The 18,319-nt window shown below is 59.3% G+C and carries 16 protein-coding genes and 1 pseudogene; 1 reads left to right on the forward strand and 16 read right to left on the reverse strand.

The window, feature by feature from the left end; all coding sequences use genetic code 11:
* Positions 1-114: 114 nt before the first annotated feature.
* From B4920_RS09895 to B4920_RS09920, 6 genes are read right to left on the reverse strand one after another with little or no spacing between them, the layout of a single operon-like run.
* On the reverse strand, positions 115-843 hold the full coding sequence (locus B4920_RS09895; protein WP_088179440.1) for a M48 family metallopeptidase: 729 nt from the start codon (positions 841-843) through the stop codon (positions 115-117).
* Position 844: 1 nt separating this feature from the next.
* Complete coding sequence (locus tag B4920_RS09900) at positions 845-4,126, reverse strand: type I restriction endonuclease subunit R (RefSeq protein WP_079434486.1); 3,282 nt, start codon at positions 4,124-4,126, stop codon at positions 845-847.
* A complete protein-coding gene (locus B4920_RS09905) occupies positions 4,123-5,391 on the reverse strand; it encodes a restriction endonuclease subunit S (RefSeq protein ID WP_161493268.1) in 1,269 nt (422 codons plus the stop codon). Before B4920_RS09905 ends, B4920_RS09900 begins: the two co-directional genes overlap by 4 nt.
* Before the next feature lie 19 nt (positions 5,392-5,410).
* The gene (locus B4920_RS09910; RefSeq protein ID WP_079434488.1) at positions 5,411-6,460 is read right to left on the reverse strand and encodes a virulence RhuM family protein; all 1,050 of its coding nucleotides are present in this window, start codon (positions 6,458-6,460) and stop codon (positions 5,411-5,413) included.
* Positions 6,453-7,964, reverse strand: a complete 1,512-nt coding sequence (locus B4920_RS09915) for a type I restriction-modification system subunit M (protein WP_079434489.1) — start codon at positions 7,962-7,964, stop codon at positions 6,453-6,455. Before B4920_RS09915 ends, B4920_RS09910 begins: the two co-directional genes overlap by 8 nt.
* 4 nt (positions 7,965-7,968) lie before the next feature.
* On the reverse strand, positions 7,969-8,535 hold the full coding sequence (locus B4920_RS09920) for a hypothetical protein (protein WP_216819821.1): 567 nt from the start codon (positions 8,533-8,535) through the stop codon (positions 7,969-7,971).
* 135 nt (positions 8,536-8,670) lie between these two features.
* Here B4920_RS09920 and B4920_RS30930 point away from each other — a divergent pair, with 135 nt between their 5' ends.
* Positions 8,671-8,973, forward strand: a complete 303-nt coding sequence (locus B4920_RS30930; protein ID WP_079434493.1) for a DUF3892 domain-containing protein — start codon at positions 8,671-8,673, stop codon at positions 8,971-8,973.
* Here B4920_RS30930 and B4920_RS28765 read toward each other — a convergent pair.
* The 10 genes and pseudogenes from B4920_RS28765 to B4920_RS30940 form a co-directional block, all read right to left on the reverse strand.
* Positions 8,898-9,605 carry a hypothetical protein gene (locus B4920_RS28765; protein WP_139379477.1) on the reverse strand — a complete coding sequence of 236 codons (708 nt, stop codon included), beginning with the start codon at positions 9,603-9,605 and terminating at the stop codon, positions 8,898-8,900. The two genes, B4920_RS30930 and B4920_RS28765, sit on opposite strands and share 76 nt — an antisense overlap.
* Positions 9,606-9,683: 78 nt before the next feature.
* Positions 9,684-10,115: a hypothetical protein gene (locus B4920_RS09930; protein ID WP_079434495.1), complete on the reverse strand. Its 432-nt coding sequence runs from the start codon at positions 10,113-10,115 to the stop codon at positions 9,684-9,686.
* The gene (locus tag B4920_RS09935) at positions 10,108-11,529 is read right to left on the reverse strand and encodes a hypothetical protein (RefSeq protein ID WP_254050897.1); all 1,422 of its coding nucleotides are present in this window, start codon (positions 11,527-11,529) and stop codon (positions 10,108-10,110) included. Before B4920_RS09935 ends, B4920_RS09930 begins: the two co-directional genes overlap by 8 nt.
* Positions 11,530-11,589: 60 nt before the next feature.
* Positions 11,590-12,099, reverse strand: a pseudogene (locus tag B4920_RS30935) (TniQ family protein); the annotation flags it as partial.
* On the reverse strand, positions 12,008-13,366 hold the full coding sequence (locus tag B4920_RS09940; RefSeq protein ID WP_079434498.1) for a TniQ family protein: 1,359 nt from the start codon (positions 13,364-13,366) through the stop codon (positions 12,008-12,010). The pseudogene B4920_RS30935 and the gene B4920_RS09940, both read right to left, overlap by 92 nt.
* On the reverse strand, positions 13,356-14,327 hold the full coding sequence (locus B4920_RS09945; protein WP_079434500.1) for a TniB family NTP-binding protein: 972 nt from the start codon (positions 14,325-14,327) through the stop codon (positions 13,356-13,358). Before B4920_RS09945 ends, B4920_RS09940 begins: the two co-directional genes overlap by 11 nt.
* Positions 14,324-16,291, reverse strand: coding sequence for a Mu transposase C-terminal domain-containing protein (locus B4920_RS09950; RefSeq protein ID WP_079434501.1), 1,968 nt, complete (start codon positions 16,289-16,291; stop codon positions 14,324-14,326). The genes B4920_RS09945 and B4920_RS09950 overlap by 4 nt, the downstream gene beginning before the upstream one ends.
* Positions 16,254-16,976, reverse strand: coding sequence for a TnsA endonuclease N-terminal domain-containing protein (locus B4920_RS09955; protein ID WP_079434503.1), 723 nt, complete (start codon positions 16,974-16,976; stop codon positions 16,254-16,256). Before B4920_RS09955 ends, B4920_RS09950 begins: the two co-directional genes overlap by 38 nt.
* 244 nt (positions 16,977-17,220) lie before the next feature.
* Positions 17,221-17,646, reverse strand: a complete 426-nt coding sequence (locus B4920_RS09960) for a helix-turn-helix transcriptional regulator (protein ID WP_079434504.1) — start codon at positions 17,644-17,646, stop codon at positions 17,221-17,223.
* A gap of 333 nt (positions 17,647-17,979) precedes the next feature.
* The gene (locus B4920_RS30940) at positions 17,980-18,312 is read right to left on the reverse strand and encodes a DUF6527 family protein (protein WP_079434505.1); all 333 of its coding nucleotides are present in this window, start codon (positions 18,310-18,312) and stop codon (positions 17,980-17,982) included.
* Between the last annotated feature and the right edge of the window lie 7 nt (positions 18,313-18,319).

The following is an 18,319-nucleotide window of genomic DNA, read 5'->3' on the forward strand; positions in this document are numbered from 1 at the left end:
GACATCGCGTTCGTCCCTTGTGCCACAGAACATGAAAAATCCTGGCATCTGTGACAGTGAAAGTGAAAAATTCTGTTGTGTTGACAACGTTTTCATGTATTTCGGCGCCCAACGCTACCGGTTCAGTAGCCATTCTGCCATCCCATCCAGTTCGTCCTTGCGTGCTTGCCAGTCTGGCAGCATGGCGCTGAGATGTTGATAGAAACGCGGACTGTGGTTGTGCTCTATCAGATGACACAGCTCATGCGCGACAACATATTCGATGCAGGCACGTGGCGCTTTCACAAGGTACGGATTGAGCAGGAGCTCTCCCTTGGGGGAACAACTTCCCCACTGCGTGCGCATCGCCAAGAGGCGCCAAGGTGGAGCAGACTTCGACTCGGCAGTATGTTTCGCGAAGCTCGCGAGAACTTGTGCGAATACTTCTTGAGCCCGTATGCGATACCAGTCTTCCAGAAGACGACGCACCGCGACCGGTTCCCGACTGCGAGTTGTGACGTCCAGACGCCCTCTCCACATCCTCACTCGAGACGGCACCTGTTCATCCAGGTGAACCTTCAGAATGTGCCGACGACCCAGATAGAGATGGGTTTCGCCGCTCACATACTCGCGCGGCAATACGTGGAGGTGCCGTTTGCGTTGAGCCTCTAACTGAGACCAGATCCACCGTGCTCGTTGTCTGACGGCCGCAATGACTTGGGTAAGCTCACTGTGTTCTGGGGCATCTACGCAAACCGCACCGTCAGGCATGACATGAATAGCAACGCAGCGCTGTGGGCGTGGCAAAAAGCGGACAGTGAATCCGATCCGCTCGTCACCATAGATGATGGATTGCGTTTCCACGTCAGAGACTGCCACGCGCGAGGCCAATCCGCATGACCTGGATCACCTGGTCTATTACCTCTTTTGCTTTGTCTAATCCCATCAGGCTGAACAGTTTAGGCAGTAAAGCTTTCCGGATGGCCGCCTCGATGTTCTGGGGATTCAGGGAGTTTTCCGCTACGGCTTGCTTTACCACATCGTCGATGCCCTCTGCTTCCTTCACCAGGGAGCCAGGGTTCAGAGCTTTAAAGCTGTCTTCGCCCAATACCATGCGGCAGATACCAAAGTAGGCACGCGCGTGCTTGTTGTCGCCGAAGCTGTCCGGTACGCCTTCCACATCTCTCGCTTCGACCTTCTCTTCGAACTCCTTGAACAGGGCATACTGCTTGATTGGGTGGTCGAACATTGCCTCGGCCTCGGCGATCGCCTGCTTTAGCAGGTCGGCGAACACCTTTTGTGCATAGGGGTCGTCGGCCAGATCCTGCTCAATGGTCTTCTTCAGACGCGTGCGGATCATGTCCGTCTCGTTGCGCGTCTTCTCCTCGCTCCATTGTTCGGTTTCTTCTGGCTGGCCAAGCTGGTGGACGACATAGACACCCTCAGGCTCGCGTACCTGGCTACCGATCACCTGCTTGTCCACGAGGCGTCGGATTTGCTCTTCGTAAACGCTGTAGTCCACTGTCTCCAACGCATCCTGTCGTGCGATCGTACGCAGACTGGCGAAAAAGCGTAGATCCTCCTTGTAGCGCTGCACATCGGCATCCGAAAAGCTATGGTCCTCGAAGAAGCTGCGCGATGACAGTGCGGTCTGCAGACACAGGCCGAAAGCCGTCAGCGCGCCATAGAAGTCGTCGCGTACCTTCTGGCGCGTGTCGTAGGTCTGACCCTCATCGTCTTCCGCGTAGCGCGGCATCAAGACTTGCCGGTACTGCTCCAGGTCCTGCTTGTTCTTCACCTCGGCAAAGATGGTCCACAGGGTGTCGTGTAGGCTAGGCAGCCGTTTGTACTCAGTGCTGATCTGGTGATACAGCCCCTCAATGTCGGCCAGTTCATAGCCGCCCTGAGTGCGGGCCTCAAGGTCTTGATAGGCCCTCACTGCCGTATCCAACTCCTTGAGGATGCCGCGGTAATCCACTAGCACGCCGTAGCGCTTGGCCTCATGCAAGCGGTTAACACGCGCCACGGCCTGGATGAGGTTGTGCTCCTTAAGCGGCTTGTCGATATAGAGTACCGTGTTGCGCGGTTCGTCGAAGCCGGTCAGCAGTCGGTCCACCACAATGAGCAAGTCCGGCTCGCCGTCGCTGCCGAAGTCCTGCAGCACCCGCTCCTCGTAGGCCTCGGCGTTCTTACCAACATGGGTGTTCCACCACTTCTGAACCTCGGGCAGCTTGCTCTCATCAACCTCGGTGTTGCCTTCGCGGCTGTCCGGGGCGGAAATGATGACGGCGCTGCTCACTAGCCCCGTGTCGTCAAGGTACTGCTTGTAGCGAATGGCTTCCAGCTTGCTGGCCGTGGCCACCTGACCTTTGAGGCCTTGCCCAAGCTTCTTGATGTTCTCGTTGAAATGTTGGGCGATGTCCCAGGCGATGAGCTCGATGCGGTTCGCGGCGCCATAGACGGCTTGCTTGTTGGCGAACTTTCGCTTCAGGTCGGCCGCCTGCTCGGGGCTCAGACCCGCCGTGATGCGATCAAACCATCGGTTGACGGCCTCATCATTGATCGCCAACTCTGGCACTCGCTCTTCGTACAGCAGCGGTGCCACGGTGCCATCTTCCACGGCACGCTGCATGGTGTAAGCATGCACGATAGGGCCGAACTTGTTGGCGGTCTTGTCCTTCTTCAGCAGGGGCGTGCCCGTGAAAGCCACGTAGGCCGCGCGCGGTAAAGCCCTGCGCATGCGCTCGTGGGTTTCGCCGCCGTGGCTGCGGTGGCCTTCGTCCACCAGCACGATCATATCTGCCGACGGGTTGTAGCACTCGGGCAGCTTCGAGGCGGTTGCGAACTTGTGGATCAGGGTGAAGATGATGCGCTCAGAACCCTGACCAATGCGCTTGGCCAGTTCGCGGCCCGAGCCCACCTTGGCTTTCTCGCCGTCCTTCTTGGTCGCAACTGCCGAGCCGAAGGCACCGCTGTTCAGGAAGTTGCGCGCCAGTTGGTCTTCCAAGTCCAGCCGATCGGTCACCACCACCACGCGGCAAGCCTGGGTGTTCTGGTGCAACACCAGTGCTTTGGTCAGGAAGACCATGGTAAAGCTCTTGCCCGAGCCCGTGGTGTGCCACACCACACCGCCTTCGCGCCCGCCATCTGGCTTGCGCTGGTTGATGCGCTCCAGCAAGGCCCGAATGCCAAAAAACTGCTGGTAGCGGGCCACCACCTTGCCCGCCTTGCGATCAAACAAGACGAACAGCCGCAGGTACTCCAACAAGCGCTGCGGGTACAGCAAGGCAGCAAGCAGGCGGTCTTGATCGGTCGGGAGCAGCGGCTGCGCCCACAGTTGGCGGAAGTAGGTTTGAAGCTTGGCTGGCTTGCCGGCCAGCAATGCAGTCTCCGCATCGGTGCTGAGTGGCCGGTTCTTCCATTCGCTCAGTTGCGTGTCACCAAACTGCTCTTCACGCCAGCGCGCCCAGAACTTCATGGGCGTGCCGGTGGTGCCATAGCGCCCTTCGGTGTGGCTCACGGCCAATAGCAACTGGGCGTAGGCAAAGAGCTGCGGAATCTCGTCAGGCCGCTGGTTGCGCAACTGCTGGCTGATACCTTCATCGACCATCGCTTGGCCCACATGCGTGGCATCGGGGCGTTTGGCCTCTAGTACCACCAAAGGCAAGCCGTTCACATAGGCCACCACATCAGGCACACGGTGGTGCGTGCCATGGGTAGACAGCACCTCCAACTCTTCGGTTACGTCCCAGCGGTTGGCAGCTGCGTCGTGCCAATCGATGAGGGCAATGGTTGGCTGGTGCTTCTTGCCATCGGGCATGAACTCGGTGATGGTCACGCCCAGTGTGAGCATCTGGTAGACGCGCTCGTTGGCTGATAACAGACCCTCGGTCAGGTTCACCGCCTGCACTTGGCGCAGGATCTGGTCGATGCCGCTGGGCGAGAGCGGGAACCATTCGCCCTTGTAGTCGAAGCGCCGGGTTTGCAGCACTTCGATGAGGCGCGTCTTGAGGATGACTTCCCGTGTGCTGCCACGCAAGGCCAGCGCCTGGGCCGTGCTCAAGAAATGCCAGCCCAGATTGATCAGCAGATGCAACGCCGGGATATGGGCGCTGTATTGCTCGCGGGTTTGGGGGAGGGCGCTCATGCAGCCTCCGGTTCTGCCGTGGTATCGGGCACACGGACGCGACGTTTGCCGGTCAGCAGGTCGGCAATGAGGGCGCGTTTTTCTTCCCTAAGCAAATCTAACTGTTGCTGAATTGTCGTCTCCTCTTCGCTTGCAGCATCAAGGATGGCCACGATGCACTGCTGCTCATCCAACGGCGGCAAATTGAGGGGCCATTTCAACCATTTGTCGAGACGAAACAGCATCTTCTCGATGTGCACGCCGCTGCTTGAGTGAAAGCACGTTTGCTGGAAATAGGTGGTTTCAGACAGGTAGCGCAGGAAGCGCGGATCAAGATCGCCATGGGTGTTCAGAACGGCGTACTCGTTGGAGACGATGGCACCGTCCAGATCTGACGGAACGATGCCGCATGCGCCATGAACAATCTGGCGCTTGGAGATAAGAAAGTCTCCTGCCTTGACGTACAACTGAGTGGGCGTCTTGATTTCCGACCCCGGCAATTCGCAGCGCTCATCGACACCACCACGTGACCGACGAACGGTGACCAGTCGATAGACCATGGCTGGATCAAGGCTTGCAGGACGAACGACTTCTTTCAGATGGGCGCCCAATGTGGTCTTGGACCAGCCCTCCGGGGTTGGCGGCAAGTGAGGAATGCCTGGCTGAACAGAAGGGGGAAAGGCATCGCCTGCGGTGCGTTTTCCATTGCCGAGAGGGACGGGCATCAGGACATGGCCGATCAACGACTGCTTCTGCTTGCGGATGCTAGCGAGAAGCCTTTCGGTTGTAGCAATCGCATCATCCCAAACGTTCAGCACTCGGGCGATGCCTAACTGCTCTGCATAGGGTGGCAGCAGCGCCGGAAAGTCTTTCAACTGGGAAGAGTTGATGCTCGCCAAGTTGGTACTTCGCTTTGCGCAACTTTCAAAATAGGTTCGACCGTACCGGCTAGAGGAAAGAGCGGCAAGAAATGTGGAGTCAAGAATCCCTGGGTTTGGGCGCACTGCGAAAACATGATTCTGGTGCAAACAGGGTACAATGGGAGCTTGCCAAACGGCCCCACGCCCCAGCTTGTCGAAGTCACCGCCCTCGGTCATCAAGACATCGCCGGGCTGCAACGAGTATCTGGCTACGGCACTTCGCTCGACCTGAATCGTCTTAATCTCGTCCAGATTGAAGTGACCGTCTTGGACATTTGCGACTCGCAGATACGGCAACTCCACAGGATCAATAAGTCCTTGTTTTCCTTTCGCCAGCCCCGTGCGGATTTCGGCAACGGTGTGCAATGGCACACGCCTCCATCCTTTAGGCAACATCTTTCCCTTCCTTGCCGCTTTTGCGTCGGCTACTCAGTTGCTTCTCCACCTGCTCTAGTGCTCGCATCTCTGCGCGATCAGCCTCCAACGCTTCTGCCTGACGCCGCGCTGCATCAAACTGCTCGTAGCGTTCGTGCGCAATCGTCGTCATGGCCTGATGGCTCATACGGCCTGGGCCCTGCAGCACGGCCTGCTCGTTGAAGGCCATGAAGCTGTCCACATAGGCTCGCCAGTCGGTCATACGCAGGTTCTTGCGTTGCACGGCTCGCATCTCAGCAAAGTTCAGGAACATCTCGACGATGCGGTTGAGCTGGTCCAACTCTTCGGCGTTCAGATAGTTCTTGGCCACGGTCACATCACCCTTGCGGACACGTCCGCCCTTCCAGGAGGTGAGCGCCATATTGGGCTGGGTTGGATCGGCGCGCTGCACGATCAACTCGGCGGCAGTGTGGCCCGTCACCGCAAAGAACATCTTGTTCTGCACCTCGGCAAAGAAGAGGCCCGTAGCTTGGCCATCGTCCGCGTAATCCACGGAGAGCGCGAACAGGTCTCGCACCTTTTGGTAGAAGCGCTTCTCCGACGAACGTATGTCGCGGATGCGCTGCAAGAGCTCGTCGAAGTAGTCCCAGCGGTCGCTGCCCTTCAGGCGCTCGTCGTCCATGACGAACCCCTTGATTAGGTACTCCTTGAGGTGGGTGGTGGCCCACTGGCGGAACTGGGTGCCGCGTGGCGACTTCACCCGGTAACCGATGGCCAGAATCATGTCGAGGTTGTACAGCTTGACCGTTCGGCGGACTTGGCGACTGCCCTCGGTTTGAACTATTAAGTCATCTTTAATAGTTCGAACTTCAGCCAACTCTCCTTCATCGAGCACATTTTTGATGTGAATGTTGACGTTCGGGATGGAAGTCTGGAAGAGCTCGGCCAGTTCGGCTTGGCTGAGCCAGACGCTACCATCCTCGGCGCGCAGGAAGAATTGCGCAGAGCCATCTTCAGTGGCGTATAGCACCAGTTCGGCGCGCGGCATTTGCTCACTCATAGCCCAGCTCCTTCAGATAGCCCGCCATCTTTTCCTCCAGAACCGCCAGCTCAGCTTTGAGCTTCAGGCGTTCTTCGCGGACCGCCTTCAGGTCGATGGTCTCAGCCTCTTCGAAGGTGTCCACGTAGCGTGGGATGTTGAGGTTGAACTCGTTCTCAGCAATCTCAGCCGGGCTAGCTAGGCAAGCGTACTTCTCAACGCTTTGCCTTCCGCGCACGGTTTGTTCGATGCGTTCAAGGTCCTGCGGGCGCAGGACGTTCTGGTTCTTGCCGTCCTGGTAGTCGCGGCTAGCGTCGATGAAGAGCACCTTGTCATCGGTCTTCTTCTTGCGCAGCACCAGGATGGCGGCAGGAATTCCCGTGCCATAGAACAGCTTTTCGGGCAGCCCGATGACCACATCGAGCAGGTTCTCTTCGATCAGCTTCTGACGGATCTTGCCTTCGGCGGCACCACGAAAGAGCACACCATGCGGCACCACCACAGCCATACGGCCAGTGCCGGGCTTCATGGTTTCGACCATGTGCAAGATGAAGGCGTAGTCGGCCTTGGTGCGAGGAGGCACGCCACGGCGGAAACGCTTGTACGGGTCATCGGCGGCCGCCTCGTGTCCCCACTTTTCCAGTGAAAACGGCGGGTTGGCCACGACGATGTCAAAGTGCTTGAGTAAGCCCTTGCCATCGAGCAGCTTGGGATTGCGCAGCGTGTCGCCCCATTCGATGCGGTGGTTGTCCTCAGCGTGCAGGAACATGTTCATCTTGGCCAAGGCCCAGGTGCTACCAATGGCCTCTTGCCCGTAGAGCGCATATTTGCGGCTCCCGGCTTGGGCGCGAATGAGCTGACCACACTTCATGAGCAGAGAGCCTGAACCACAGGTTGGATCGCAGATTTCGTCCCCCTCCTGCGGGGCCATCAAACGGGCCATGAGTTGAGAAACTTCGGGCGGCGTATAGAACTCGCCGGCCTTCTTTCCACTGGTTGAGGCGAAGTTCTTGATCAGGAATTCATACGCGTTGCCGATCACGTCCAGGGTGCCCACCCGGCTCTCGCGCAGATCAAGTTCGGGCTTGGCAAAGTCCTCAAGCAGATGCCTCAGGATGTCGTTCTTCTGTGCCTCGTCACCCAACTTGGTCGAGTTGAAGCTGATGTCCTGGAAAACATCTCGCAGCTTGGTCAGGTTGGCCTCTTCAATGGCATGCAGGGCCTTGTCGATGCGCTCGCCGTTGCCGGGCTGATGACGGGCTTCATACAAGGCGTAGAAGTTAGCGCTGCGAGGCAGGACGAAGCGTTCGTTCTTCAGCAGCTCTTCGATTAGCGCCGGGTGGTCTCCGTGCTCAGCCTCGTAGCGATCGTAGTGGTCCTGCCAGACATCGGAGATGTATTTCAAGAAGAGCATGGTCAGGACGTAGTCCTTGTAGATGCTTGGGTCCACCGTGCCTCGAAACGTATCGCAGGCGTTCCAGACGGCTGCATTGATCGAGTCTTGCTGGATAGGTGTGGCGGTCATGACGTCAATTCGTTTGTGATTTGTTTGAAAACAGCGCAAACGCCAGCGCGTCGAGCTGTTGCTGGCGGTTGCGGATCAACGCCTGTAGCTGGCGCTCTTCATGCACGGCCTCCTCAGCCAGTGCAATGATGAGGAGTTGCTGACTTAGCGGTGGTACCGCCAAAGGCATGGCCTCTAGTACCGGCCGACGGATGCTGAGCTGATCTGAGCCTTCTGCGTTGCTGGCCAAGTAACGTTGAGCAGGCGTGCGATTGATCTGCCAAGCAAGGAATTCAGGCAGCAGTGCTGGTGTCTTGACGCGCACCAAAAAGAAGTTCGGAGAGCACACGGTGGGTTTGGGGATCTCGCGCAGGCATACGGCATAGTTGCGTGCTCCTCGAGCTACGAAAACCACATCTCCTGCCTCTAGCCATTGCACAGGCTTGCTGGCATCTACTTCTGTACGAAGCAAACCGTTCCAGGCGACTTCGCCGCTGGGGCTGAGATCGCGCATTTGCAGTGCGTAGGCGTTGCCGTTCTCCGCGAAAGGCACGCTACCGCGAAAAGGGTGGCCAGCCTGTACGTCAGCCAAGCTTCTGAGTATCACGTTCATTGTGCATCAATCAGGTTGATGCACAATTGTGCTTGCAAAGGGGCGAATCAGCAAGTACGATTCTCTTGCAGCCGCATCATCGCGGTTGATGCAAAATTTATAAAGGATCGCAAAATGAAAGAATTCGAAGTGAACTGTGTGAACAAGCCCAATCGCAACAGCCCGCATGAGCACATTACGCATATTGGGCATACGGTGAACCAATGGCGCCTCACTCGGGAGGCCGCCATTGCTCGCATTGAGTCCAAATCCGAAGCCTTCTACACGGTCGACAGGGCAACCGGGAAACGCGCATATATCGGCGTAGTCCGTGAAGCAGGCAAGGTGCCTTACCTGCGGACCTACGCAGACGGTAAGTGGGGTGACAATTTGCTGGCGCAGTCCGAGTGCGGCTCGAACTGCAAAATCGTCGCCTGACAGTGTGGGTTGATCACTTGCCCCGTTCGAAAGTGCGGGGTAAGTTCAACTCCGGCATCGACGCGCAGCCCTTTGAGCGCAATCTGCTTATATCTCATGAGCCGTTTGGCAAATTGAGCCAAGGCCCGGACGCCCTCTACCCCCCTCACCTCCAGCGGTGCGCAGAGCTCCATCCCGATCCCCCATCGATACCACCGCACAACTAGACTTGGGCGGGCCTCGTAGTCGATTCCCTCCTGACGCAGTCGCTCTTCGATAGCATCAACCCGCTCAAAATACGCCTTCATCTGGTCCGACCAGCCCTGGGTACGGTACGTGACCGCCCTTTTCCTTGAACGGCCGACGCGCTTGCAGCGCGTCTCTTCGCTCCACGGAGCAGAATCTTCGGGCATTGGCCCGGCTTCCTCGTAGGCTCGTCGGGCGATCTCGTCCTCGTACCTGGCTTTGGGGTGAATCCACCACACCATCACCCGGCGTCCGTTGAGGATGAAGCCGACGTCATCCCACAGGTTCACTTTGTCGGGCTCCGGATAGGCATGTGGGATGAACAAGCCGTTGGTCAGGCGCCAGGGGTGGTTGCGGTGATACTGGCGCATCAGGATGCGGAAACGTTCGTATCGGGGATTTTTCATGATTACTCCGGATTGACGAGGGTGTTCGAGTGGCAGTTGGGGGGCGGCCGCACTCTCCGACTCGACTTCGTCATCAGCTCACTCACAACGCACCTTGGCGACACCATAGAGGGCCTGCTCCAACGTCAGATCCGTCCGCGTCAGGACCGTGTCCAGCGTCGCGGGTGGTATCCAGTGCCCCTTCTGGCGTCTGACCAATTCCAGGACGACTTCGGCGAGGTAGTTCATGTAGTGGCCCTGCAGGGAGTCGAAGTCCTCGACATGCCAGGCCTTGTCTTCACTTTCGACCAAGAGGCGTGTGATCAGCCGGAAAGGGGCTTCTGCACGCAGCACGCCTGGATTTTGCGTAGTGGGCTCGTCGTCACTCAGGGCTTCACAGATATCCCGTGCGATCAGGTTCAACCACTCGTCGGTCATGTTGACGGGGAGTGCGGCGTCGAAGGGACCGCTGAGGATCTCAGCCTGCAAACGGTCAAGGTCGGTATCTGGTATGTCTTCACGGTTAAGCATTGCCCGACTCCTGGGTTTGGAGAGGTTGGTCAAGAAGGTGCTCCACGTCGCTGCGCAGATAGAAGTACTGCCGGCATCCATCGATAGCAGGGCCTACCACAGGGTGAATTTGCAGGCGGTGAAGGGCTTGTTTGGGCGAAGTGCCCGAGCGCTTGGCGATCTCCACCAAGGAGATGTAACGCGCCTTGAACTTCGCGATCCCGTCGCGAGAAACTCGACGCACCTGCGTCAGCGGGGACGACGTGCTTTCCAGGAGACCGCATCGAACCAGGTGGTAGGCCACTTGAGCCTTGATCCCCAGAATTCCGGCCGCGTCGGTGATCGAGTAGCTCCTGCCGTTGGACTCACGCCAGTGCGCAAGCCAGGCCTGTACTCCCCGACGAGGAAGCAGCAGACCTCCCAGCCCAGTGCTTTCCATGTCGCGGGTGTGAGCCGCCGCGAGCACGCCTGATTGAAGCGCATGAAGCAGTGCGGGGAATGCCCCGGCCTCCAGGCGCCAGGCCTTGAGAATCTGCACGAGCGGAACGCAGTCCGGGGGTTCTTCGTCGGCTACTGGAGCTTGGCCTGCCAAGTGCGTGCGGCCCAGGTCATCCAGTTGATGCTTGGAAATCAGCCACGTTGCCGCTCCATGTCCTGCTGTCGAAAGAAGCGGTTTGATCATGTCTGCCGCGATCAACTCGCGAACACGGTGCTTGGGAAGCTGTAGATAGGTGGCCGCGTCCTTCAGAGTGAGGCCATCAGCGATCAAGGTGGCAATAGGTTCGACCTGCGAAGCAGGAAAAGACCACGCACGACGGCCGCTGGGCTGGGCCGCAATGTCGGCTTCGACCCACCCGACCAGGTGCAACTGCCGGACACGAGCCGGAGTTGTGCCTGCCGCTGCGGCGATAGCCTGGGCTGTCTTCCGACTGCCGGTGGTTCGGGTGCCAAGGCGGCGGTTACGACGACACAACAGCCCCCACCAGTGTTCTCGGAGGTAGTCCTCGAATGCGTCGCGCAGAAAGGCAAACTCGTCCCCCTCGAAATCCCGGTACAGCCAGCGGTACAGGCGCCCGAAGGTTCGAACCAAGCTGAACGATGGTTCCGCATGTCGCTGCAAATCGTCCAGGTAGTGATAAAAGCCAGCAGGCCAGGCGGCGAGCAGACTGGCGAGTTGCCGATTCACCGCAATGGCCAGATCAAGACGGTGGAGCCCAGGTATCTGGCCGCTGCGACTTTCCCGCTCGGCATCGAAGAGCGCGGCTACACGATGAAAGAGTGTCATCCAGGCAGGCACGCTCAACGAAGGGATGCCCTCCTGGACTTGCCCTGCCAAGGCACCCTGAAAGGCAAGCTGGAGCCGGAGCTCATCATCGGTGACACGCTCAACGGGGATGCCAATCAGCGAAGCGCCGCACAGGCAGCGGTCGAGCACGGCTCGTTCTGGCCGTTGATACTGATGGCAGACAGCGCAGGTGTCCCATAGATAGCACTTGTGCTCAGGACACACGACGCATAGCTTGATCACCCACCGAGCTTGCAGAAACCGCTGCTCGGCGAGGCAATGGGGGCACCAGCGCAAGTGGTCATGGCAGTAATCGGATGGGGTTAGGCCCTCAGCCAACACTTGTTCAACGCGACAGAAGCGCGGCCAGGGTCCCGACAAGAAACTCCATTCGGCAGGAGACAAGCGCAGCGCGTACCTGACCGAGGAGATGGATCCCGTGCGCCTCGGCCCCAAACCACGCCACAGGGCACGGGGTGATTCATAACCATTAGCCTCCGCGACCCGTACCAGATAGCCGTACGCCCACTCACCCGGATAAGGCCTCGGGCGCACCGGGAGACCACGACGCCGCCACCAACACCCACCTCCCGTCACCGACACGGCAGCGGATGCGTGGTAAATCGGCTCAAACCGCTGCACGGGTGACTCCTGCCGCGTGACACGCGAGTTCGCAGAGGTATTGCAGGTGTGCGCTGGATACCGTTCGTAGCTGTGCATCCAGCACCTGGATGAAGAGCTCCGGACTAGCATTTGCCAGCAGAGGACGAGCCGGCGGCCAGACAACGGCGAAGCGGCGGAAGCGCTGTGGAGAGATCTTTGTCCTGGCCGCGTTGACGAGGATATTGATCAGCAGCATGCGGAACCGCGCATCGAGATTGTCCAAGTGAAGCACAGGCGAACTGGGAGCCACTCTTGGCGCCTCCTCCACCTCCATCCGGTCGCGAAGATCGGACCACCAATCTCTCAATGACGTGATGCGCTGCTGCCGTTCTGAAATGCTGAGCGCTGGATTGAAGATCAACGTTGGTGGTGGGCCGATGGGCGACCGTAAATGCTCGACCACTGCCCACGCACTCTGAAGCAGGTCTGCCGGTAGTTCCGAAGACAACGCCCCGGTATTGGCCAGGTAATCGAGCAGCCGCTTCGACGGATGGGCATCGTCAAGCAGCAAGACAAGACTGTTCTGGTCATGCCGGTGGCGGAAGCAAAGTAATCGCCGAATCCGGGCCGCCATCCCATCGGGCCAGTCGCGAAGGAGGTATCCAACCCGACGCCCAGGCCGAGGTTCTGGGGGCATCGGGTTTTGGCTTGTTTCCGTGATCAACGCGACGAGCCTCTGCAGCCAGAAGAGTGCCTCATAGGTTTGGCGCAGGTTCGCGGCGATGCGCCCGGCCGAACTGGGTGATCCCCATGGGAAGGGCAGCCCGCTGGCGGCTGCAACCACTTGCGCGAGCTGCCTGAGTGATCCCGACGCCGGTCGACTGGGCAGGCTTGAAAGGGGCTTGCCACAACGACAGGTCCAGTCCGGCCCCATGCTTGGCCATGTCAGTTCATTTCCGCACTCGCAGCGATGCACGAGCAGGCCGCCGTGGCGCGGACATACATCCACCAGGGGCAACTCCCAGAGGGCCAGATGAACACCGTACTCCGCCAAGCAGTAAGGGCAGATGCGTACTTTCGACGAGTAAGCGCGCTGCCAGTGGCGCCCCTTACGTCTCGGCGCGGCTTCAGGCAGAGTGAAGCGTTCCTCCACCCATATCTTGTGATCTGCAAGGGAGGCCTGGCCGGTGAGGCTGCAAATCAGCTCCCAAGCCTCCTCGCGTGCCGAAGCGTCCTCGGAGCGGTACAGGGTTGAAAGCGCACGGTGCAGCGCCTCCGGCATCCAGTGACCGTTCGTACCGAAATGCCGGCTCACAAACCCGGCCAGACTCTCGCCCGGCTGGCGTGTGGGTCGGAGGGGATAGCCTGCCAGTTCAAGCAGCATGGGCACGCCTCCGCGAAGGTCGATCCACCAGAGCCCCCCGCTCGAAGGGCTCCCCTGCCCTGTCCAGGCGCCGAAAATCGAAATTCGGACAGAAGGGATTGAGCGCGCCAACCCCTTGAGGCCAGATCTCGGCAGTGAATGCGGTTTCCAGCTCCGCCAGAGTGATCTCGGACACCTCCCGCTCGAACACCAAGCGAATCGCCCCGATCAGCAGAGACTTGACGTAAGCGACCCTTCCATCCGTGGCCGCGTGTAGCCGGTATGCGAGCTCGTTCCAAGTCGTTGCGCCCTTGTTGAAGGGCACTGGCAGAGAAGGAGTCAGGGACGTGAACAGCCGCAGACACTGGGTTTCGATGGAGTTGTCGGGATCCTGTCCCAAGGCCATCTGCAGACGGCGCGTGAAGCGGCGCCGTAGCTGCTCATTGACCCTAAGCAGGTCCTCGACCCGAGGCAGGCCCAGAAGCACTGTGGGCACCTGGACATCGTCCATCAAGCCTTTGAGCCAGTCCCCCACCATGTACTGGGTGGGGGACTGGCCCCGGTCCTGGATATGGTTGGCTTCGTCGAACATCAGGAGCTCGGCGCCGCAGGCTCGCGAAAGACGTGCAGCCCGGGCTGTCTTGGCGGAGGTCGTACCCGTCGTTGGAGCCGGATCCCCCAGGCGGGCCAGCATGGCTTCGGCCACGCTGGCGATGGTTGCAGCCGGTGGAATCGGTACGACGAGGACCGGCACCACATCGCGCTCCGGCAAGGTCGCACGTGGATAGCGTTCTACCAGCGCTTTACAGAGCGTCGTCTTACCCGTGCCGGACTCCCCGGTCACCAGCAGATGCTGGGCGACGCTGGTCTGCCGGTAGAGTTGGACGAGCCTGTCGATCTCGTTGAAGGCCGATACGAATGGAGGAAACTGCAGGTATTCGCTGGTGAACACCCGCAGGGCTTCGAATTCTGCGACGTTCATCCGTGCTTCCCTCGCGAGAGCTGGAAGGTGGGCAGCGGCGCGGGTGGTTCGTCGAGAGCCGCCTTCGGTGTCGGGACGGGTTTAGTGACGGGCTTGGGAGGCGTGCCAGGATCAAGTCGGGCCTCGGGATGAGTGCTGGTCTTGCCGTGGATATTGGCCGCCCGGCGCCGGCTGCGCTGTTTGCGTCCCTTGAGCAGTTCATCCACCGCAATGGCTAGGTCGTACTTGGCTTTGGCCAGGGCGTCGGGGTTCTCGGCGGAGTGACCGTTTTCACGGACCTGCTGCTGGATGAGCTCGTGCTGGAGGAGTGTAAGGCCCTTGGCGTAAGCCTGGTTCAAGGCCGGAACCGTCACCGGATCCTGCTGTTCGGGCGCCCAGACCTGGATACTGCCCAGGTCCTCGGCGTCGAAAACGAGCCGGAGCTTGATCCCCGGTCCCCAGGTGCGCAGGATGGGATCGAGATCGGGACCCGAGTAGCGGATCCCTTTCAGGACGATCCCATCTCGACGCAGGGTGCGCTCCTCGGCCATGCCGATCCTGCGCCGCAAGTCGTCCAGACTCCCCGGCAACTCGGGAGTATGACGCTTCAAGCCTTCGTGCCACTTGGCCCAGGGGGTCGTGCCGACGCCCCGGTGGACGGTTTGGGCGTAAATATCCAGCAGCCACTTTTCGAGGAGGTGCTTGAACTCGGCCAGAGTCAGAAGTGCATGCTTCTGGGAGTCGTAGTCGCCCCGGTCTTCCAGTCGGGCCAGACTGGTCCCCGGCAACTGGTGGGTCAGGAAGTAGTTGATCGTCTTGAGAAAGCGCTCGATGGTGCCCTTGAACCACGGTTGCTTCTTGGGGCAATACTGGATGTGGATTCCGAGGTCCATGGCCACGCTGTCCAGAGCCGTGGAGTAAAACTCCAGGCCGTTGTCGACGACTAGGGAGGCGATCAAACCGTAGCAAGGCCACGCGTGCTCCACGGGCAAATCCGGTATGACCTCCTTTACCGGGGTTTTGGGCAGGATGGCATGGCGTAAGCCACCGACAACAGCGGCGGCGGAGGTGCCGCCAAAGCTGAGGTAGTAGCCGACTGGGAAGCGGCTGTAGACGTCGATAAACAGTGTCAGAACCGGTCGACCAAGGGGGAGGCCCGTGATCTCGTCGATCAGGAAGAGGTCGAGGGGCGTGTGGTCTACCTCAACGCGCATCAGGATGCCGTCGACGACAGGCCCCGCTTTGACGACCCGATAGCGGCGATCCGCAACATGCTTCCCCTCGGCGAGCCGCGTCTGGTCATAGGCTTCAAGTCGCCTGAATAAGCGATATACCGTTCTCACCGAGGGGAGGCGGAGTGGGGCATTCGGGAGACGCTTGGCGTTCTCGGCGCAGATTTTCCCTTCAAGGCGCGTGAAGATGGATTTGATGGTTGCCGACGGACTGGCTCGAAAGGCTTCCTCAGCCGCCTCCGCGAAAAACTCTCGAATCTGCTCCGACTGCCGTGCCCCCGCTCTGCCTCGGCGGTCATACCGAGGAATCAAGGCGCGAGCATCCTGATGCCACCGGTAGATCTGGTGCCACCGATAGATGGTTATCGGTGCCGGGGGATGTGGATCGTTGATGCGTTTGGAGACTTCGGCAATCAATGGAGACAGGTGATACGGAGTCAAGGGGATCTGCCCAGCCTCCTGAATCGCGTCCAGATAGGCCATTCGCGTGCGCACTTTTGCCTGAATGTGGCTGGGAAGCTCTGCCAATGGCCGCTGATATACCTGAGCAGCAGGAGCCGTGTCAGTGCCATGAGGCATACACAGCTGCCCTGCACCGAAGGCAGCCAAGAGTTCCTGCCGGGAACTCAGTACAGTCTGTCCGTCGCTCAGGCGCTCCAGCACAACCTGATCACCCGTCCCCAGGCGCTCGATCCGGTGAGCGGCACCGTCCCACTCAAAAACCAAACCGGTCCGAAAGGCGAAACCACGCATGGTCGCTCTCCTGAGAAAGATGCAGCTGGGTGTCGAAGTCCACGGGGTGATCAAGATTGCAGGTGAGTCGCCCGGCTATCAGCAACGAGAGAGGGTCCAAGCCAACTGGGGTGAGCACCTCCTTGGTTGCTTGAATCGAAGCCGGAAAATGCACTGCCAGCCGCTCCAGGGCGACGTCGCACTTCAGCAGAGATGGACAGATACGCGGGGCCTGGTGGTAGATCCAGCGCAGGTTGCCCAGACGCGGCTCGACACGGAGTTGCAGGTCGGTCAGAACGACAAACATGCGACCGATGCGGGTGAAGTGTTCGGTAATGCGGTCGAGCTTGTGTTTGGTCTCAGCCTCGGCAGCCAGCTCTTTAGGCTTGATCTCCACAAGCACTGACGAACCATCGGCCAAAAACAGCTCGAAGTCCGGTGTGTAGCGGCGCAGGCGATTGCCATCCGGATACTGGATGGTTTCGGGCTGTTCCGTGTAGACCAAGATCAGGGGCGAGGTCTCGAAGTGATAAATGGCATCCAGCTCCAGAAGTCCCTCGTGGTGGACCATCCGGCCCGTCTTGCGGCTGGGGAACTTGCCCCGGACGATGCCGCCGGTGTGGCGGAGGATGGTCCGGGCGCGTTGGTGCGGCAGGCCAGCGGGCGCGAGGCCGTGCCACGTGCCTTTCCATGAAAGCGAAGTCATCGCGATTCCTTCCGGTGCCGGTGTGAGGGCGTGAGAGCCCGTACCGGCACCATCGATGTGGTTCGATATGCCCGGTTTTGGGCGTAAAACGTCCCTTTCTAGGGTCAATGACCTTTGAAAAAACCGGGGATGGGGATGAAATCGACCTTGACGCATCCAAGACGGATCGCGATACTTTGCTCACCACAGCGCGGATCGCGAGATCCCGGTAACAGCGGGTCAGGCCGGAAGGTTTGGCCCGTTTTTACATTCTGACGCCCTCCTCAGTCTTGCGCCGCCGAAGGCGCTTCACAGGCTCGTGCTCCTGTTGCCGGACGGTATCCGGCAGATCCACAAGCTCCCGAATCATGCGGGCCTGAGCCGGATGAAGCTCACGGAGGCGCCGCTTCAGGGCGGCTAGCATCAGGTAAATCTCGGGATGGGAGTCGGCATCGAGCACGAGCTTGCGGTCAGAGACCTCGGCGGCGCTGCGCAGGGCAGCCTCTTCGGTGCGGGACAAAGCAAGCCCTTCAACCAGCTTGTCGACGAACTCAGGTGTCGGGGGCCCCTTGAGTCCCACCTCGAGGGCAGAGATGTAGGTCTGGTCGTACCCGATCAGCTCAGCGAGCTCGTTCTGCCGGATGCCGTGGCGCATCCGCAGCTCGTGGAGGTGGTGGGCAAAGGGGCTCATGGCGCCGGAGATTGTGGGTGGGATGACCCATAAGCTACGTTGCTATGGCACAGACGTCAACGTCTTAAGTGACTGATTTTATGAAAGTATTGACCGTCAATACTTTCGACTTTAGAAGGTTGTGGGTTTTCAGGAGCTTAGGAGGAGCGAAAGCTGAATAATGAGCTGACTGACTTTCGCCTGCGAAAGTTGAATGAGCCCCATGTTTAGATTGCCCTCTTAAGCATGCCTTGACCCAATGGAATAGAGTCGGTCATTCCCGGCTTCCACCAAAATTGCCCGGGAAGCTTATCCGCACCGAAGACTACCTGTTCCACCGACCACATGTGCTTGTCAGACCCAAACGACTTTGCCGCCTCTCAAAAAATAGTGCGCCCTACACCCTTCTCTCCGCCAGACAGATGGCGCCAAAGTGGGATGCCCCTTTTTGTCGACCTGCAGCGTCCAGTGAGGATGAGCCTCGTGAATCAGCGGAAGTTCCACCGGGTGGCCACACCCGCAAGGGCACCGCATAATGACCGACCATGCTTCTCCATCCTCTCGCAACAAAAACAAATCCCTCGTAGGCAATTTACTAGGCGGCAATTCGTCGTGAACCTCAATTATCTTTCGAGGAGGAGTCAACCACTCAGTCAACTTGAGCCAACCAAGCTTCAGTTTGTTCATGATTGCT

Source organism: Zoogloea sp. LCSB751 (assembly GCF_002028455.1).
Classification (GTDB): Bacteria; Pseudomonadota; Gammaproteobacteria; order Burkholderiales; family Rhodocyclaceae; genus Zoogloea.

What these genes read in the sequence shown, in the direction of transcription:
- B4920_RS09945 (WP_079434500.1), bottom strand. Translation starts at nt 14,327, where the DNA reads ATGAACGTCGCAGAATTCGAAGCCCTGCGGGTGTTCACCAGCGAATAC.
- B4920_RS09915 (WP_079434489.1), bottom strand. Translation starts at nt 7,964, where the DNA reads ATGACCGCCACACCTATCCAGCAAGACTCGATCAATGCAGCCGTCTGG.
- B4920_RS09910 (WP_079434488.1), bottom strand. Translation starts at nt 6,460, where the DNA reads ATGAGTGAGCAAATGCCGCGCGCCGAACTGGTGCTATACGCCACTGAA.
- B4920_RS30930 (WP_079434493.1), top strand. Translation starts at nt 8,671, where the DNA reads ATGAAAGAATTCGAAGTGAACTGTGTGAACAAGCCCAATCGCAACAGC.
- B4920_RS09955 (WP_079434503.1), bottom strand. Translation starts at nt 16,976, where the DNA reads ATGACTTCGCTTTCATGGAAAGGCACGTGGCACGGCCTCGCGCCCGCT.
- B4920_RS09960 (WP_079434504.1), bottom strand. Translation starts at nt 17,646, where the DNA reads ATGAGCCCCTTTGCCCACCACCTCCACGAGCTGCGGATGCGCCACGGC.
- B4920_RS30940 (WP_079434505.1), bottom strand. Translation starts at nt 18,312, where the DNA reads ATGAACAAACTGAAGCTTGGTTGGCTCAAGTTGACTGAGTGGTTGACT.
- B4920_RS09950 (WP_079434501.1), bottom strand. Translation starts at nt 16,291, where the DNA reads ATGCGTGGTTTCGCCTTTCGGACCGGTTTGGTTTTTGAGTGGGACGGT.
- B4920_RS09930 (WP_079434495.1), bottom strand. Translation starts at nt 10,115, where the DNA reads ATGCTTAACCGTGAAGACATACCAGATACCGACCTTGACCGTTTGCAG.
- B4920_RS28765 (WP_139379477.1), bottom strand. Translation starts at nt 9,605, where the DNA reads ATGAAAAATCCCCGATACGAACGTTTCCGCATCCTGATGCGCCAGTAT.
- B4920_RS09940 (WP_079434498.1), bottom strand. Translation starts at nt 13,366, where the DNA reads ATGCTGCTTGAACTGGCAGGCTATCCCCTCCGACCCACACGCCAGCCG.
- B4920_RS09900 (WP_079434486.1), bottom strand. Translation starts at nt 4,126, where the DNA reads ATGAGCGCCCTCCCCCAAACCCGCGAGCAATACAGCGCCCATATCCCG.